This window comes from Gorillibacterium sp. sgz306347 (assembly GCF_059735245.1).
In genome coordinates this window covers 18,723-34,930 of sequence record NZ_JCAPET010000036.1, presented here as the reverse complement: position 1 = coordinate 34,930, position 16,208 = coordinate 18,723, and the positions used below count along the sequence as shown (strand labels likewise).

Below are 16,208 nucleotides of genomic sequence, written 5' to 3'. Positions count from 1 at the left end.
TTGATTCCTCCGTAGCCGGATCAAGGTTTATCAGTTGTTGCTTTTGATCCGGTGTTTTTTGGCGTACTCCCGGGGGGACACGCCCTCAATCTTTTTGAAAAGGCGGCTGAAATAAAACTCGTCCGCATAGCCGACGCTTTCGGCGACGGCTTTCAGGCGGTAATCGGACAAGGCCAGCAGTTCCTTGGCGCGGTCGATCCGCAGATGGGTCAGGTAGTCAATGGGGCTGTAGCCGATCGTTTTGCGAAAAAGCCGGGTATAATGGCTCGGACTGAGGCCGGCCATTGCGGCCAAAGTCTCTACGGTCAACGCTTCCCGGTAGTGGGCGGTCATGAAGTCCTGCGTTTGCTCGATGGCGGCCGTTGCGTCACCGGCGATTTTTTGCGCCCGAAAGTCAAGAACGAGCGATAGCATCAGCTCCTGCAGCAGCAGTCTGCGCCGCATGGCGGTGATATGGCCGCGCTGCTTCCACAGCCGGTGCAGCTGCTCAAACAGATCGACCAAATGCGGGACCTGCTGAACATTGTACATGCCGCTGAGCGGAAAAGGGGAGATCCGTTCTTCCGGCAAAACCCAGGTTTCCTTCTCGTCGTAGACTTCCGTATAATGAAAGCGCAAAAACCGGTATTCCAGCGGCTCGTCCGGGTCGGTCGTCCTTTCCACAATCATGCCAGGGGTAAACGAAAACAGCTTTCCGGGCTCGGCCGGGTAGCGGATTCCGTCGATGAAAAAGGTTCCGCGGCCTTTTACGACCAGCCAAAGCGAATGATATTTCAGCGTCCAGGGCCCTTGCCGCCAATCCGGCTCGACGCGGCTGTGCCCGACGAGTAAAATAGACAAAACCAGCCTGTTCAGCCTTGCGGCCAATTCGCCCGGCGTCAGCATGAGGGCGGTCCCTCCCGTAGGTGTGTATGCGGCGGCGTGCCGCCGACGGCTTGTCTTTTTACCAGTATACCAGATCCTGCCCGCCGGGACTTCCCGCGCGAAGCGGTTGTTTTAATAGAGGGAGAGGGGTTCGTCAGACGGTCTGTCGGAGCCCAAAAAGAAAGGGGAGCGCACGTGAAGGAAGCTTTTCGGTTGGACGATGCGGACAAACAGTATTATACCGATCAAATTTTGCAGTGGTACCGGAGGGGAAACCGGGATCTGCCCTGGCGCAAGAACCGGGACCCTTACCGGATTTGGGTGTCGGAAATCATGCTGCAGCAGACGCGGGTGGAAACGGTGATTCCGTATTTCAACCGGTTTATGGAAAAGTTCCCGACCGTGGAAGCATTGGCGGACGCGCCGGAGGACGAGGTGCTGAAAGCGTGGGAAGGGCTCGGCTACTACTCGCGGGCCCGCAATTTGCAGGCCGCCGTCCGCGAGGTGAAAGAGGAGTACGACGGTGTCGTTCCCGACGATCCGACAGCGGTGGCCGCCCTGAAAGGGGTGGGCCCTTACACCGCGGGGGCCATTCTAAGCATCGCGTACGACAAGCCCGAGCCGGCCGTGGACGGGAACGTGATGCGGGTGCTGTCGCGTTTTTTTCTGCTGGAGGACGACATTGCCAAGCCCGCGACGCGGGTAAAAATCGAGAGGCTGGCCCGTTCGCTGATTCCCGCCGAAGGGCCTGGCGATTTTAACCAGGGCCTGATGGAGCTGGGCGCTACGGTTTGTACACCCAAGTCTCCTTTTTGCCTGACTTGCCCGGTGATGGAACGCTGCCGGGCCAGGCTTGCCGGACGGGTGGACGAGCTGCCGGTGAAGACGAAGGCGAAGCCCCCGGCCTTGCAGGAGCGGGCGGCTGCGCTGATCGTGGAGGACGGCCGCCTGCTGATCCGCCGCCGGCCCGATTCGGGCCTGCTCGCCGGCATGTGGGAGCTGCCCCATGTCGAGCTGGCCCGGCCCGAGGGCACGTACGGCGCGGGGGAAAGCCCGGGCCGAGGCCGGGGCGGCCGGCGCAAAAACGCGCGCGGAACCGCCGACGCCGCGGTCACGCCGGCGGAAGCGGCCCTTCGCGAGGAGGCGGCCCGCGCGCTGGCGGCCGGGCTCGCGGAGGCCGACGGCCTGCGCGTCGTTCCCGCGCGCTGGCTGGCCGATGCGGAGCACGTCTTCAGCCACCTGCGCTGGGAAATGCGGCTGTTCCGCTGCTCGCTGGCGGAACCGGGCGGCGGCGCGGCGGGCCTTCCGCCGGGCTATGCCTGGATGGCGGCGGACGAGATGGAACGCTACGCGTTCCCGAATCTCTTCCTCCGCCTGATTGCTGAATTCGGCCCTGCGCCCGCGTAGGGCCACTCGGAGGAACGCGCCGTCTGTTCACGCAGGCCCGGATTTCATGTTGCTTTAGCGGCAGTCCGAATCGGTTGGTTGCTCTAGCGGCCGTCCGATTCCCGGGTTGGTGCATTACCTGCAGTCCAATCTCCAGGTGGTTGCTCTAGCGGCCGTCCGACTTCATGGGTTGGTACATTACCTGTAGTCCAATCTCCAGGTGGTTGCTCTAGCGGCCGTCTCTTCCTATGGTAGGTGCCCTAATGGCGGTCCGATCCCGGGGAGGGTTCTACGCCAGTCCGATCCCCAGATAGTTGGTCTAGCGGCGGTCCGATGCTCCGGTCGGTGCACTCAACGCCGGTCCGATGCTCCGGCCGGTGCACTCAACGCCGGTCCGATGCTCCGGTCGGTGTTCTACCGGCTTGATCTTCTGGTTGGTGCACAAGCGGCAGCCGATCCTCCGGTTGTTGCTCTACCGGCAGTTGATCCTCTAGTGAGCTCTTTAGCGTCAACCCGATCCTCCTGTGGGTTGCTCTCGCGACCGTTAGTTCACGGGTCGGGCTGCACTGCACCAACGGCCATCATATACTACCGGGTTTCTCTAACGGTTGCCACAGCGGCTATTTGCCCCAAAAAGCGGACTTTCAATTTCTAACGGTTGCCACAGGGCTTATTTTCGCTTTTTTACTTGTTTTCGCCCGTTTTTCCCCGAAATAAGCGCTGTGGCAACCGTTAGCGAAAAAATAAGGCGATTTTAGAGCGAATAAGCCCTGTGGCAACCGTTAGCCAACCACGACCCCTGGGCCCACGGATGATGAATGTATTTAAGCGACAGAGCGTGATGGTGGCTGAAAGGAGCATCTCAAACGGTAACCGAAACAAACAGCGCTCGAAAGAAGGCTCCGAAAGGCTGCATTCCCGTCTTTTCGCGCAGTCTGGAGCAGGAGATGAAACTTTTTGTAACCGTTTACGTATTTTTAAGCATCCTTTAAGCTTAGCCTAAGCAAATTCGGGTAGACTAAAGGAAAGAAAGACCATTCCAAATCGTGGCTTTACATAGAAAGGATGGGGTTCCATGCACATCCAGTCGAAAACCTTTATCGCTGGCGGCATCGCCCTGTCGCTTGCGCTTGGTGGCGCCGCCGCGGCAGGCGCGCAAACCCGGACCGCTCCCGCAGCGCTGGAGCAGCCGGCGGCATCGCCGGACTCCGCCTCCAAGGAAGCCATTCCGGTAAAACCAGGCGTCTCCCAGCGGCGGGGAAAAACGGCGGAGCGCGCCATCGGTCGGATCTATGCGGACGCGGCGGAAGCGCTCGAGCTGACCGAGCAGGAGGTCAGGACGCAGCTTTCAGCCGGAAAAAGCCTTTCGGATATTGCGACCGGACAGGGAATCGCAAAAGAGACGCTGCTGGAACGGCTCAACGCCAAAACCGGCGCGCGATTAGATGAGGCCGTCAAGATCGGAAGGATCTCGGAAGAGACCGCGGCGCGGATCAAAACGCGGCTCGCCTCTTATTGGGCCGAGCAAGTCGACGTAAAAGGGCTCTATGAAGCCGGAAGACCGGATGGACGGCATTCGGGCAAACACGGAGGCCAATTCAGCCGGATTGCCGCCATGATCGGAATCTCCAAAGAAGACCTGGAGAAAGAGCTGGCGTCCGGCAAATCGCTGGCGGAAATCGCCCAGGCGCGCGGCATCAGCCGCGAGCAGCTGATTGAAAAGCTGAAGGACGGGCTGACCCCCACGCTGGAAAAAATGATCGACCGCAAGCGCCCGGCAACCGAAAGCCGCAAAGCACAATAAGCGGGTAACCACTGGTAAACCGTAAAAATACAAAAGAAGCAACCGTCTGCCAGCGGCCGCCTAACGAGAGGTGGGTCCCGGGGGGTTATACTGCAATTTCTGCGTCTCGCAGCCCCGGGGGTAACGCGGTAATTCCCGCGCGGCGTGGCCCGGAGGTTATGCTGCAACTCCCGCGCGCCGAGGCCCCGGGGCTGCGCGGTAACCCTGCACGGCGCGGCCCGGGGGTTATGCTGCAACTCCCGCGCGCAGAGGCCCCGGGGCTGCGCGGTAATCCTGCACGGCGTGGCCATGGTAAGTCCCGCGTGCCGAGGCCTCCCAAAGGTTCTACGCCGCTGATACTCAAGCGGCAGGCTTCTTTTTCCGCGCCTCGCTCGGCATCGGCCCAAGGCGGCAGCCGTAAAAAAGGCCTTCACCGGAACATTCCGGTGAAGGCCTTTTGCCGTCGGAGCGGATACGCTCCGGGGGGTTATTTTGCGGCTTCGTAGCGTTTGTTGACTTCGTCCCAATTGATCAGGTTCCAGAAAGCGGCGATGTAGTCGGGGCGTTTGTTTTGGTATTTCAGGTAGTAGGCGTGCTCCCAAACGTCCAGGCCGAGAACCGGCGTAGCGCCTTCCATCAGCGGGCTGTCCTGATTCGGGGTGCTGGTGACGGAAAGCTTGCCGTCTTTGACCACAAGCCAAGCCCAGCCGCTTCCGAAGCGGGTCGTCGCCGCTTTTGTGAAGTCTTCCTTGAACTTGGCGTAGCCGCCCAGTTCGCTTTCGATGGCTTGCGCAATTGCGCCGGTCGGCTCTCCGCCGCCGTTCGGGCTGAGCAGCTGCCAGAACAGGGAGTGGTTGGCGTGGCCGCCGCCGTTATTGCGTACCGCGGTGCGGATGGCTTCCGGCACGGCGTTGAGATCCGCGATCAGCTCTTCGACGGCTTTGTCGGCGAGCTCCGGAGCGCTTTCCAGCGCAGCGTTCAGGTTGTTCACGTACGTCGCGTGGTGACGGTCGTGGTGGATTTCCATTGTCTGGGCGTCGAAATGAGGCTCCAGCGCGTCGTTCGAGTAAGGCAAAGCAGGCAATTGATGGGCCATGGTGAATCCCTCCTGAATATGTAAATTTGGATTGTAAAAATATCCTTGCCTTTATTATAAACAATCTGCCTGTCTGTTGCAAAAATCATTGACTTTTCCGATCGGACCGGTTTCTTAAATCCCTTCATTTTCTGGTGAATACAAAATGCTGGAAGGCGCATTCTTGCAAGCGCTTTATATAAAGCGTTTACATAAATTTATGATTAAAAAGTTAATAAAATTTCATTTTTTCCTGCAAAAGGGGAGGAAATTATCTTTAAGATGGCGTAAAATAAACTCCGTATCGGATAATCATCTTCTGGGGAGAGACCTGCATGCACATTCGTTCTTTTCGGCTGTCGGATTATTTGTTCATAAACCGGCTGCTGGCTGAAGCTCTGTCCGAAGCCCTCTACGAGGAGACCAACAGCGCCCTCGCCAAGCAGTTGTCCTGGGACAGCGAGCTCGTCCTGGTTGCTGAAGAAGATGAGGAGATCGTTGGCGTCATTATCGGCACCATCGATCACAACAAAGGGTACTACTATCAATTGGCGGTCGACTCCGGCTATCGCCGGCGGGGAATCGGCAAGGAACTGATCCGCTCCCTCGAGAAACGCTTTCGCCAGCGGGAAGTCAGCACCATCCTTATCGCCGTGGACGAGGCTGACGACTCCAAGGAGCTATCGGTGTTCGACGCGGTCGGGCGGTTTGAGCGTTTTCTGCCGATCGGCAACCGCGCCCTGGCTATTGCGTCATCCAACTGACCGCATCCCTTTTGAAGCATATCGGTTCGCGATTGGCGCGCCGATATGCTTTTCTTGTATACTTGGAGGAAAGGTAAAAAAAGAGGCCGGTGTTCCAAATGACTCATGATGCCGATAACTTTATTATAAAAAGCTTCAAACATAACGGCCGCCTGCACCGCATGTGGATGGAAAACCGCCGGGTCCCCCAGGAGCTTCTGCATCCGGATCACGCGGCGCTGAATATGATCGTCACCGTCAACTGCCGCACCCGCATTGTGGAAGCGGTCGGAAACGAGTGGTACAGCCGCAACCCGGGCGTGTCTTTTTTTATTCCGGGGGCGTGGTACAATGTGGTCGCCCTGATCGAAAACAGCGGAATCCGGTATTATTGCAATGTGGCATCTCCGCCGTATGTGCACGAGAATGTGCTGACCTACATCGACTACGATCTTGACCTGATCGTAACGCCGCGCGGGGAGCGGATTCTGGTGGACCAGGACGAATACGAGCGCCACAAGCTATGCTATCACTACTCCACCGCCGTGGAGAGCAAGGTGATGGACGGGCTTTCCGAGCTGATGAAGCGCGCGGAGCGCAATGAAGAGCCGTTTAACCGCAGCCAGGTGAATGTCTATTACGAATGGTGGAAAGACCGGTACGGAAACGGCCGGACGCTATGAAACGACAGGGGCGAATTCATGAAAGAGGTTGAAATTTACACGGACGGCGCATGCTCCGGCAATCCCGGTCCCGGCGGCTGGGGGGCGGTTTTGTTTTTTGCGGGCCACCGGAAGGAGCTTTCCGGCGCGGAGCCGAACACGACCAACAACCGGATGGAGCTGCTGGCCGTCATCGAATCGCTGGGGCGTTTGAAGGAACCTTGCAAAGTGAAGGTTTACAGCGACTCCGCTTATTTGGTGAACTGCTTTCAGCAGGGATGGCACCGCGGCTGGGTTAAGAACGGCTGGGTCAACAGCAAGAAGCAGCCGGTCGAAAACCAGGACCTGTGGAAAAAGCTGCTGGCCCTCATGCAGACCCATCAGGTGGAATACGTCAAGGTCAAGGGCCACAGCGACAACGAGTGGAACAACCGCTGCGACGAGCTGGCCCGCGGCGCGATTGTGGCCATGACCAAAGGCGCGGCGCTTAATAATTGAGGCTGATAACTGTTCTCGTTTGTTGAATGCCGGAACTCATTTATCCGGAGCGAAGCGAGTGTAATAAAATCCAGTTTGGCGCAGCCGGCCCGGGAGGGTTTTGGAGCTGAAGGAGCACAGCGTTCGCCTTTGTTTTCAAATTTTCACCGCAGACAAGCGGGATTCATTGAACGAAATTTGAAAACAACAGCGACCGGAAGCCCAAATCCGGCAGGGTTGGCTGACCAGGCCAATTTTTTAGCAATGAGCTCATAAAGGAGGTACAAGCGTTGATCCGCAGCATACCGGATGCGACACCGACGGACTGGCTGCGGTTGAAGCAGGACATCGTTGCCGCCGCGCCGTCGCTCGGCATCGACAAAATCGGGTTTGCGTCCGCAGACCCGTTTACCGAATTGAAGCAGGCGCTGCTTACCCGAAGAGAAAAGGGCTACGAATGCGGCTTCGAGGAAACGGACATCGAGAAGCGTACCCGTCCCGAGCTGCTGTTTGACGAGCCGCGCTCGATCATCGCCATCGCCGTGGCTTATCCATCGAAGCTGCCGGACCCGCCGCGCTCAGAGCCCGGCGCGACCCGGGGCATCATCGCCCGGTCCGCCTGGGGCGAGGATTACCACAAGGCATTGCGCGACCGGCTTGCCAGGCTGGAGGAATTTCTCCGCGAGCGGGTGCCCGGCATGCGCACCGAAAGCATGGTCGACACCGGCGCGCTGGTCGACCGGGCCGTCGCGGAGCGGGCGGGTATCGGCTGGAGCGGCAAAAACTGCTCGATCCTTACGCCGGAATTCGGCTCGTGGGTGTACCTCGGGGAGATGGTGACCAATCTTCCGTTTCCGCCGGATACGCCGGTGACCGAGGATTGCGGCGATTGCACGCTTTGCCTGGACGCTTGTCCGACCGGAGCGCTGGTCGGCCCGGGGCAGCTTGATGCGACGCGCTGCATCTCGTTTTTTACGCAAACCAAGGACGAACTGCCGGACGAGGACAAGGAAGCGATCGGAAACCGGCTGTACGGCTGCGACACCTGCCAGGTCGTCTGCCCGAAAAACAAAGGGCTGAACTGGACGCATCACGCCGACTTGCAGCCGGACCCGGAGACGGTAAAGCCGCTTTTGCTTCCGCTCTTGAAAATCAGCAACCGCGAATTCAAGGAGCGTTTCGGCTCGGGAGCCGCCGCCTGGCGGGGCAAAAAGCCGATTCAGCGCAACGCCGTCATCGCGCTCGGACGGTTCCGCGACAAAAACGCGATTCCCGCGCTCGCGGAGCTGCTGGAAGCCGATCCGCGGCCGGAAATCCGCTCGGCCGCCGCTTGGGCGCTGCGCCGCATCGGAGGGCCGGAGGCGGAACAGGCGCTGAACCGTCAACCCGCACAGGGCGAAAGCGAATCGCCTCCAAAGGAATAACGACAACAGGGCAAGTCAAACGCGAGGAGGGGCCACGGTGAGATACGTAAGTCTGGATTCCGTTGAACCGGGACAATACTTGGGGAGAACCATTTTTGCCGGAAGCGGAGCGGTGCTCCTGGCCGAAGGCGTTCAGTTGACCGTTTATATGATCACCACCCTGCGGCGGATCGGAGTCGCGATGCTTTACATCCAGGACCCCGATTTTGAGGACGTCATTCCCGAGGAACCCGTTTCGGATGAAAACAAACGGATGATCATGAACCGGCTGGGCGAGGCGATGGAAGCCGTCCGGTCGGGGAAGGATTTTACCTCCAAAGCAGTCAGCGTCAGTGTAGACCGGCTGCTGGAGGACCTGTCGCACAATGCAGAGGTCATGATCCAGCTGACGGATATTCGCACCCGCGACAACGCTATGTTCGTCCATGCGCTGAATGTGGCGACCCTTTCGGTTGTAATCGGAATCAACATGGGCTACAACCAGATACAGCTGAAGGAGCTTGCCATCGGCGCGCTGCTGCACGACATCGGCAAGGTGGAGCTGATCACGGACGATGAATCGTCCGATCCGCATATGCATCATACCTGGCGCGGGTTTGAGCTGCTCAAGAACAAGCGCGAATTCAGCCTGCTGATCGCTCACGCGGCGTTTCAGCATCACGAGCGGCCGGACGGCGCCGGCATTCCCCGGGGGCTGGAAGCCGACCACATCCACCCGTACGCCAAAATCGTCGCCGTGGCCAACACCTACGACAACCTTCTGTACGCGCAGAACGGAAAAACGATGCTTCCGCACGAAGCCTGCGAAATGCTGCTTTCCATGGCCGGCACGCAGCTGGATCACGAGGTGCTGGTCCAGTTTATGAAAATTGTCTCCATTTACCCGACTGGCACCTCGGTCCGGCTCACCACGCGCGAAATGGGCGTTGTGGTAGGGCAGCACCGCGGACTGCCAAGCCGTCCGATTGTGCGGGTGGTCAAGCAGGCGTTTGACGGCGAAGTGGAAATCAAGGAAATCGATCTTGCGGTCCAGACCACCGTTTTTATCGAATCCGTCCATCCTTAACCGAAACCGCAAAAGGGATTTGTCCGTCTCCCGGCGGGCGTGGTATCATAGGTAGGTTCCAGAATCAGAAATTTGAGGTGACAAGCGAAAATGTGGGATTACATCATTCCAATCCTTACGTTGATCTTGGGAATCGTGATCGGGTTTGCCGTGGGCGTCTTCTACCTGCGCCGGCAAATGATGAAAATGCAGAGCGATCCCGAAATGCTGCAAAAGATGGCCAAGCAAATGGGGTATAACATGAACCGCCAGCAGCTGGCCAAGGCGCAGCAGATGATGAAGCAGCAGCAGGGCGGCGGCAAACCGCAGGCGCCGGGGAAACAACCGGGCCGCAAACGGTAAATCCGGACAAGCGCCGGCACAGGATTCAAAAAGAGACAGGAGAGTAACGCGAAATGGCATCCGAGGAGCTTCGCAACGACACGGTGGAGCGGAACCGGGAACAAATCGAAGAGCATGTCCGCGCCATTCTCCGCCTGATCGGCGAAGACCCCGACAGGGAGGGCTTGCGCGACACGCCCGCCCGGGTCACCCGCATGTACGAAGAGATCTTTTCCGGCTACGGGAACGACTACAAAGAAATGCTGGGCGTTACCTTCGACGAGCGGCACGAAGAGCTGGTGATGGTGAAGGACATCGTCTTCTACAGCCAATGCGAGCATCACATGGCTCCGTTTTTCGGGAAGGTGCACATCGCTTATATTCCGAGCGGCAAGATCGCCGGGCTCAGCAAGTTCGCCCGTCTCGTCGACGGAGTGACGCGCAAGCTGCAGGTGCAGGAGCGCATTACCTCCGAGATCGCGGATGTGATCATGGAGGTGTTGAAGCCGCACGGGGCGATGGTCGTGGTAGAGGCCGAGCATCTTTGCATGTGCGCCCGGGGCGTAAAGAAGTACGGAAGCAAAACCATTACCTCCGGCGTGCGCGGAATTTTCCGCCGCGATGTGGCGCTCCGGACCGAATTCATGTCGCTGATCAAAGAATAGACGCAAGCGCAAACAGGCAGGGGACAAGCCCCTGCCTGTTTTTTGCGGTATGCGCGCGGCCGGACCGCTTCGGCCCGATGGAGTTCGGAGCCGGCGGAAGCTTGCGTTCGTCAATACGGATGCCACTTGACCTGCCGGGCTTTGGCAAACCGTTCGTTCACATGGGGCCAGTAGACGACGTTCCACCAGGCGTCGATGTATTTGCCGCGTTCGGTCCGGTATTTCAGGTAATAGGCATGCTCCCAGACGTCAAGCGCGAGCAGGGGAATGACGTCCCATTGGGACAGATTCTGGTGCTTTTCGGCCTGGAGAATTTCCAGCCGGTGGCTGCGCGGGCTCCAGACCAGGATCGCCCAGCCGCCGCCTTCGACCTTTTCCGCCGCTTGGGAGAAATGCGTTTTGAACGCGTCGAAGCTTCCGAAATCCCGTTCAATTTGCGCCGCAATGGGGCCGGTTGCCTTGCCGCCCCCTTCCGGGTTCATGATGTTCCAGAACAGCGTGTGCAGGTAATGTCCCGCTCCGTTGAAGGCCGCTTCGCGCTCCCAATGCTTGATGAGGTCGAATTGGCCGGTTTCGCGGGCCTGCTGCATCATCTGTTCGGCCTTGTTCAGATCGTCGACGTATTTTTTATGATGAATGTCATGGTGCAGGCGCATTGTGGTTTCGTCGATGTGCGGCTCCAGCGCGTTGTAGGCATACGGCAGGGGCGGCAGGGTATGCCCTCCGATGGGAACGGGAGGCTGATCGGGAACGGGCGGAGCGGACCAGAGCCCTTCTCCCGTAGCGGTGCGCGGAATGCTTGACGGCTCTTCGGCATTCGCGGCGGCGAGCGCTTCGTCATCCCCGGTTCCCTGGACAGTATCGTTTTGCTCATCGGTGAGGTAAGGGCGGAGCGTGCGGACAAAATCTTCGGATTGGCGGCTCATCCGTACCGCCTCGGAGCGCAGAGCCGTTTCCGCGGAAGGAGCGGCCCACGGGTTATCCTCGTCGTCTTCGCCGGCAAAAAGCATCTGCAAATGGGAGGAGAACCGTTCCGACTGGGCCAGCGAGACGCGGAGCAGGTCCGCCGTGCGCGCCGCCAAATCCGGCCTGTCCTCCCAGGCCGCGGTCCCGGACACCGGCTGATTCAGCCGTGCGGCATATGCGCCGGTTTTGGCAAATTCCTTTTCCCACCGGATCAACAGCTCCTCCGCTTCGGGCTCCAGCTCCGGGGCGAGCGCCCGGAGCAGGGCGGCGTGTTCCTTTTCCCGCTCCTTCCAGTAACGGATTTCTTCAATGATCCGCAGCCGCCAGGCGGCGCGGGGTTCTTGGCTCATACGTTTGTCTCCTTTCGGCTGATCTTCCATCTGCCATTATATTTGCGCCGCCCCGGTTTCATGCCGGATGACCACTCCGCCTTTGCCAGGCTGTGCCCGCTGAGGTATACTGAGCGTAACAGGGTTTCATTCAATGAAACGAAAGGCGGTTCGAAAAATGGAAGATGCCAAGCTGACGGTGCGGGCCGTCGAACGAGCGCTCGATCTGTTGTTGTGCTTTGCGGAGGACAGCGATCTGAGCCTGACCGAAATGGCCGCGCGGGTCGGGCTGCACAAGAGCACCGCGCATCGTCTTCTTGCCTCTCTGGAGGGAAAAGGGTTTATCCAAAGAGACCCGGCGACCGAACGCTACCGGCTCGGCTACCGGATGTGGGAACTGTCCGCCAACCTGTCGCGGGAGGGCGACCCCGCCGTGCTGCTGCTTCCGGAAATGGAACGGCTTCGCGACCGGATAGGAGAAACGGTCAGCCTGTACATCCGGGATGACCTGGAACGAATCCGCGTGCAGGCGGTGCAGAGCAACCAGCCGATCCGCCGCGTCGCTCCGGTCGGGGTTCGGCTCCCCCTGCATGTGGGCGCAAGCGGCAAGGTGCTGGTCGCTTTTGCCGGTCCCGAGATCGGCGAACGCCTGCTGGCGTCGAAGGTGTGGGCCGGAAGCGGGCAAAAGAAAGCCTACCGGCAGCAGCTGGAGGAGACGAAGGCACAGGGATACGCGACCAGCATGGAGGAGCGGGAGGAGGGAGCGGCGGCCGTGGCCGCGCCGATCTTCGACCGCGCGCACCGGCTGGTGGCCGCCCTTGCCGTGTCCGGGCCTTCCAACCGGCTCACGGAGGACAAAATGCGCGAGGATGCGGAGCTGATTATGGAAGCCGCCAAGCGGATGGGGAACATGCTCAGCCCGCAATAGCGGCCGCCGCGCGACCGTGCAAGGATCGCAGAATCCTCAAAACCGCAGAGGATTGCAAACGGTGAAGCTTGCAGATATAGAAAGCTTGCAAACACGGAAGCTTTCAAACGCAGAAAGCTGCAATCGCAGAAAGCTGCATAATGCAGAAGGCTGCAAAATGCAGAAGCTTGGCAACGACAAAAAAGCCTTCGTCCGCTTGATTCGCGGACGAAGGCTTTCTTTGCGTTATGCTTTGCATTCCGCAGTCGGGACCGGCTTTATGCCTGCTCCACCGGCTTGTTCTGCTGCATGATTTGCCGCAGCACCGTCTGGAGGATGCCGCCGTTGCGGTAGTAATCCACTTCCACCATGCTGTCGAGCCGGACGACCGCCTCGAATTCGAAGGTGGAGCCGTCCTCGCGGGTTACGGTAACGCGCAGCTTTTGCCCAGGCTGTACCGCGTTGTCGAGCCCGGCGATCTCAAACGTTTCCGTGCCTGTGATGCCGAGCGTCCTCCAGCCGAAGCCTTCCGGGAACTGAAGCGGCAGCACGCCCATGCCGACCAGATTGGAGCGGTGAATTCGCTCGTAGCTCTCCGCAATAACGGCCTTCACGCCGAGAAGATAAGTGCCTTTGGCGGCCCAGTCGCGGGAGCTTCCCGTGCCGTATTCCTTGCCGGCCAGGACGAGAAGGGGAACGCCCTGCTCCTGATAGTTCATGGAGGCGTCGTAGATAGACATGACTTCTCCGGTCGGGAGATAGGTCGTGACGCCGCCTTCGGTTCCCGGCGCAACCGCGTTGCGGATGCGGATGTTGGCGAAGGTGCCCCGCATCATCACTTCGTGGTTGCCGCGGCGGGAGCCGTAGGAGTTGAATTCCTTGCGCTCGACGCCGCGCTCCAGCAGGTATTTCCCGGCGGGGCTGTCCGCCTTGATGTTGCCTGCCGGCGAGATATGGTCGGTCGTGACCGAGTCGGACAGCTGGGCCAGCACCTTCATGCCCTCGAAGCCGGCGATGTCGCCCGGTTCGCCTTCAAGACCGGCAAAGAAAGGCGGCTCCTGGATATACGTCGATTTTTCATCCCACTCGTACAGCTCGCCAAGCGGAACGTCCAGCGCGTTCCAGCGTTTGTTGGCCGTGAAAACATCCTTGTACTTGTCGTGGAACATGGCCGGGCTGACCGCCGTGCGGATCGCCTCGGAGATTTCGCGGGAAGACGGCCAGATGTCCTTCAGATAAACCGGCTGGTTGTCATGTCCATAGCCGATCGGGTCACGGGTAAGGTCAATGTTGACCGTTCCCGCCAGCGCATAGGCGACGACCAGCGGCGGGGAAGCCAGATAGTTGGCTTTCACCTGCGCATGGATGCGGCCTTCAAAGTTGCGGTTGCCGGAAAGCACGGCGGCGACCGTCAGATCGTTATCGGCAATCGCCGCGGAGACTTCGTCGGGAAGCGGTCCGCTGTTGCCGATGCAGGTCGCACAGCCGTAACCGGCGATATGGAAGCCGAGCGCTTCGAGCGGCTCCAGCAGCCCCGCCTTTTTGAGGTACTCCGTAACGACCAGGGAGCCGGGGGTCAGGCTGCTCTTGACGTATTCCGGCTTCACCAGGCCAAGCTCCACCGCTTTCTTGGCGACCAGGCCCGCGCCCAGCATGACGCTCGGGTTCGAGGTGTTCGTGCAGCTCGTAATCGCGGCGATAACCACCGCACCGGTTGCCAGCTTGCTGGTTTTGCCGTGCGGATGGACGACCTCCGCTTCGGCGGCGATTTGCTCCTCGGTCAGGCCGTAGCCGCCTTTGTCCAGCGGTGTGCGGAGGATCGATTCGAACGCTTCCTTCATCGCGGTCAGCTCTACGCGATCCTGCGGGCGTTTCGGCCCGGCCAGACTCGGCACGACGGTGGAAAGATCAAGCTCGATCGTGTCGGAGTAAACCGGGTCTTTCGTTTCCGCGTCGCGGAACATGCCCTGCTGCTTGTAATACGCTTCGACCAGCTCGATCTGCTCTTCGCTGCGCCCGGTGCTGCGCAGGTAGCGCAGGGTTTCGGCGTCAACCGGGAAAAAGCCGATGGTCGCGCCGTATTCCGGTGACATATTGGCGACGGTCGCCCGGTCGGAAAGGCTGAGGCTGTCGAGCCCGGGGCCGAAATATTCGACGAACTTGCCGACGACGCCTTTTTTGCGGAGAATTTCCGTAATCGTCAGCGCCAGGTCGGTTGCGGTTGCGCCTTCCGCCAGCGAGCCGGTCAGCTTGAAGCCGATCACTTCCGGGGTCAGGAAGTACAGCGGCTGTCCCAGCATGCCGGCCTCGGCCTCAATGCCGCCGACGCCCCAGCCGACAACGCCAAGGCCGTTGATCATCGTGGTGTGCGAGTCGGTGCCGACCAGCGAATCCGGGAAAACCTCGATCTCGTCCCCAACCGTTTTCGTGGCCGCGACGGAAGCGAGGTACTCCAGGTTAACCTGGTGGACGATGCCGGTGTCCGGGGGGACGGCGCGGAAGTTGTCGAAGGCGGTCTGGGCCCACCGGAGAAACCGGTAGCGCTCCTCATTCCGCTCGAATTCGATCGCTTCGTTGTAGGCCAGCGCCTCCGGGGTGCCGAACTGGTCGACCATTACCGAGTGGTCGATAACCAGGTCCACCGGAACCAGCGGGTTGATCCGTTTCGGGTCCCCGCCCATCCGCTGCACGCTCGAGCGCATGGCTGCGAGGTCGGCGACGACCGGCACGCCGGTGAAGTCCTGCAGGACGATCCGCGCCGGGATAAACGGGATCTCCTTGTTCAGCTCGGGGGTTTCCGCCCAGCTTGCAATCTGTTTGACATGCTCGTTGGTAATCGCCCGTCCGTCGAACTGCCGGACCGCCGCCTCCAGCAGCACTTTGATGGAGAAGGGGAGCCGATGGATTTTGCCGAGCCCCCGTTCTTCCAGCTTTTGCAGGCTGTAGTAAACGTACTCACGGCCGCCGGTCTTCAGTGTGTCTTTGATGTTGAAGTGGTCTTTTCTTGCCATTCGGTCAAGCCTCCTTGTCGTTCTGGTCGTCATTTCCGTACGAGATCGCTTTGTTTCATACCGTGAAACACGATTTCAAAATAATCATCTTCTTTAGTATACCGAGTTTGGGAGGGGGATTGCAACTTTTTTTAGCCTGTTTTGACGGTTAGGCGGGCTTCCTTTTTTAGGAGGCGGGCAGTCGCTGCGGCAGGAGGGAGAAGGCTGCGGCGGCTGTCGGGATTCCGGAGGCAGGGGCTGCGGCGGCATGATCATTTTAGCAGGCGGGGGGTCGCGGCGGTCATCATTTTTCGGGCCGTTTTGTAATAAAATGCAATAGTTCGGGGGAGCGGGTGTCAAGGCTTATTTACTCAAGCGCAGCACAGCTGATGGCGAAACGCGCCTAATCCGGCAACATCAAATGATAGGCTGGAGCTACAGGGTACGATCGATTGGAGTTTCACGGAGACGATAGGCTGGAGCTTTCAGGGCGCGATCATTGGGGTTTCGGGAGACGACAGGCTATAGCTTCAGGGCGCGATCATTGGAG

14 protein-coding genes are annotated in these 16,208 nt (G+C 59.6%); 10 read left to right on the top strand and 4 right to left on the bottom strand.

Annotated elements, in window-relative coordinates; translation table 11 throughout:
- Positions 1-30: 30 nt before the first annotated feature.
- Positions 31-885, bottom strand: a complete 855-nt coding sequence (locus AC6I6H_RS17155) for a helix-turn-helix domain-containing protein (RefSeq protein ID WP_497955207.1) — start codon at positions 883-885, stop codon at positions 31-33.
- Positions 886-1,059: 174 nt separating this feature from the next.
- Here AC6I6H_RS17155 and mutY point away from each other — a divergent pair, with 174 nt between their 5' ends.
- Complete coding sequence (mutY, locus tag AC6I6H_RS17150) at positions 1,060-2,271, top strand: A/G-specific adenine glycosylase (RefSeq protein ID WP_497955206.1); 1,212 nt, start codon at positions 1,060-1,062, stop codon at positions 2,269-2,271.
- 1,054 nt (positions 2,272-3,325) lie between these two features.
- A complete protein-coding gene (locus AC6I6H_RS17145; protein ID WP_497955205.1) occupies positions 3,326-4,054 on the top strand; it encodes a hypothetical protein in 729 nt (242 codons plus the stop codon).
- Positions 4,055-4,520: 466 nt separating this feature from the next.
- On the opposite strand, the gene AC6I6H_RS17140 is transcribed toward AC6I6H_RS17145, so the two are convergent.
- Entirely contained in the window at positions 4,521-5,129 is a 609-nt protein-coding gene (locus AC6I6H_RS17140) for a superoxide dismutase (RefSeq protein WP_497955203.1), read from the bottom strand.
- 314 nt (positions 5,130-5,443) lie between these two features.
- Here AC6I6H_RS17140 and AC6I6H_RS17135 point away from each other — a divergent pair, with 314 nt between their 5' ends.
- The 7 genes from AC6I6H_RS17135 (at position 5,444) to folE (ending at position 10,466) form a co-directional block, all read left to right on the top strand.
- A complete protein-coding gene (locus AC6I6H_RS17135) occupies positions 5,444-5,872 on the top strand; it encodes a GNAT family N-acetyltransferase (RefSeq protein WP_497955202.1) in 429 nt (142 codons plus the stop codon).
- A gap of 98 nt (positions 5,873-5,970) precedes the next feature.
- Positions 5,971-6,534: a DUF402 domain-containing protein gene (locus AC6I6H_RS17130; protein WP_497955201.1), complete on the top strand. Its 564-nt coding sequence runs from the start codon at positions 5,971-5,973 to the stop codon at positions 6,532-6,534.
- An 18-nt stretch (positions 6,535-6,552) separates the two neighbouring features.
- The gene (gene rnhA / locus AC6I6H_RS17125) at positions 6,553-7,011 is read left to right on the top strand and encodes a ribonuclease HI (protein WP_497955200.1); all 459 of its coding nucleotides are present in this window, start codon (positions 6,553-6,555) and stop codon (positions 7,009-7,011) included.
- Positions 7,012-7,280: 269 nt separating this feature from the next.
- Entirely contained in the window at positions 7,281-8,414 is a 1,134-nt protein-coding gene (gene queG, locus AC6I6H_RS17120; protein ID WP_497955199.1) for a tRNA epoxyqueuosine(34) reductase QueG, read from the top strand.
- Positions 8,415-8,451: 37 nt separating this feature from the next.
- Positions 8,452-9,480 carry an HD-GYP domain-containing protein gene (locus tag AC6I6H_RS17115; RefSeq protein WP_497955198.1) on the top strand — a complete coding sequence of 343 codons (1,029 nt, stop codon included), beginning with the start codon at positions 8,452-8,454 and terminating at the stop codon, positions 9,478-9,480.
- A gap of 90 nt (positions 9,481-9,570) precedes the next feature.
- The gene (locus AC6I6H_RS17110) at positions 9,571-9,822 is read left to right on the top strand and encodes a YneF family protein (protein ID WP_497955197.1); all 252 of its coding nucleotides are present in this window, start codon (positions 9,571-9,573) and stop codon (positions 9,820-9,822) included.
- 53 nt (positions 9,823-9,875) lie between these two features.
- Complete coding sequence (folE, locus tag AC6I6H_RS17105; protein WP_497955196.1) at positions 9,876-10,466, top strand: GTP cyclohydrolase I FolE; 591 nt, start codon at positions 9,876-9,878, stop codon at positions 10,464-10,466.
- Between the two features lie 110 nt (positions 10,467-10,576).
- On the opposite strand, the gene AC6I6H_RS17100 is transcribed toward folE, so the two are convergent.
- Positions 10,577-11,782, bottom strand: a complete 1,206-nt coding sequence (locus tag AC6I6H_RS17100; RefSeq protein WP_497955195.1) for a superoxide dismutase — start codon at positions 11,780-11,782, stop codon at positions 10,577-10,579.
- Between the two features lie 157 nt (positions 11,783-11,939).
- Between AC6I6H_RS17100 and AC6I6H_RS17095 the strand changes: the two genes are divergently transcribed.
- A complete protein-coding gene (locus AC6I6H_RS17095) occupies positions 11,940-12,689 on the top strand; it encodes an IclR family transcriptional regulator (protein WP_497955194.1) in 750 nt (249 codons plus the stop codon).
- Between the two features lie 257 nt (positions 12,690-12,946).
- Here AC6I6H_RS17095 and acnA read toward each other — a convergent pair whose 3' ends face one another.
- A complete protein-coding gene (gene acnA, locus AC6I6H_RS17090; protein WP_497955192.1) occupies positions 12,947-15,679 on the bottom strand; it encodes an aconitate hydratase AcnA in 2,733 nt (910 codons plus the stop codon).
- Positions 15,680-16,208: the final 529 nt, after the last annotated feature.

Bases quoted from the DNA above. Each gene is read 5' to 3' on its own strand.
- AC6I6H_RS17130 (WP_497955201.1), top strand. From the start codon at position 5,971: ATGACTCATGATGCCGATAACTTTATTATAAAAAGCTTCAAACATAAC.
- acnA (WP_497955192.1), bottom strand. From the start codon at position 15,679: ATGGCAAGAAAAGACCACTTCAACATCAAAGACACACTGAAGACCGGC.
- AC6I6H_RS17100 (WP_497955195.1), bottom strand. From the start codon at position 11,782: ATGAGCCAAGAACCCCGCGCCGCCTGGCGGCTGCGGATCATTGAAGAA.
- rnhA (WP_497955200.1), top strand. From the start codon at position 6,553: ATGAAAGAGGTTGAAATTTACACGGACGGCGCATGCTCCGGCAATCCC.
- AC6I6H_RS17155 (WP_497955207.1), bottom strand. From the start codon at position 885: ATGCTGACGCCGGGCGAATTGGCCGCAAGGCTGAACAGGCTGGTTTTG.
- AC6I6H_RS17110 (WP_497955197.1), top strand. From the start codon at position 9,571: ATGTGGGATTACATCATTCCAATCCTTACGTTGATCTTGGGAATCGTG.
- AC6I6H_RS17095 (WP_497955194.1), top strand. From the start codon at position 11,940: ATGGAAGATGCCAAGCTGACGGTGCGGGCCGTCGAACGAGCGCTCGAT.
- AC6I6H_RS17140 (WP_497955203.1), bottom strand. From the start codon at position 5,129: ATGGCCCATCAATTGCCTGCTTTGCCTTACTCGAACGACGCGCTGGAG.
- AC6I6H_RS17135 (WP_497955202.1), top strand. From the start codon at position 5,444: ATGCACATTCGTTCTTTTCGGCTGTCGGATTATTTGTTCATAAACCGG.
- folE (WP_497955196.1), top strand. From the start codon at position 9,876: ATGGCATCCGAGGAGCTTCGCAACGACACGGTGGAGCGGAACCGGGAA.
- AC6I6H_RS17145 (WP_497955205.1), top strand. From the start codon at position 3,326: ATGCACATCCAGTCGAAAACCTTTATCGCTGGCGGCATCGCCCTGTCG.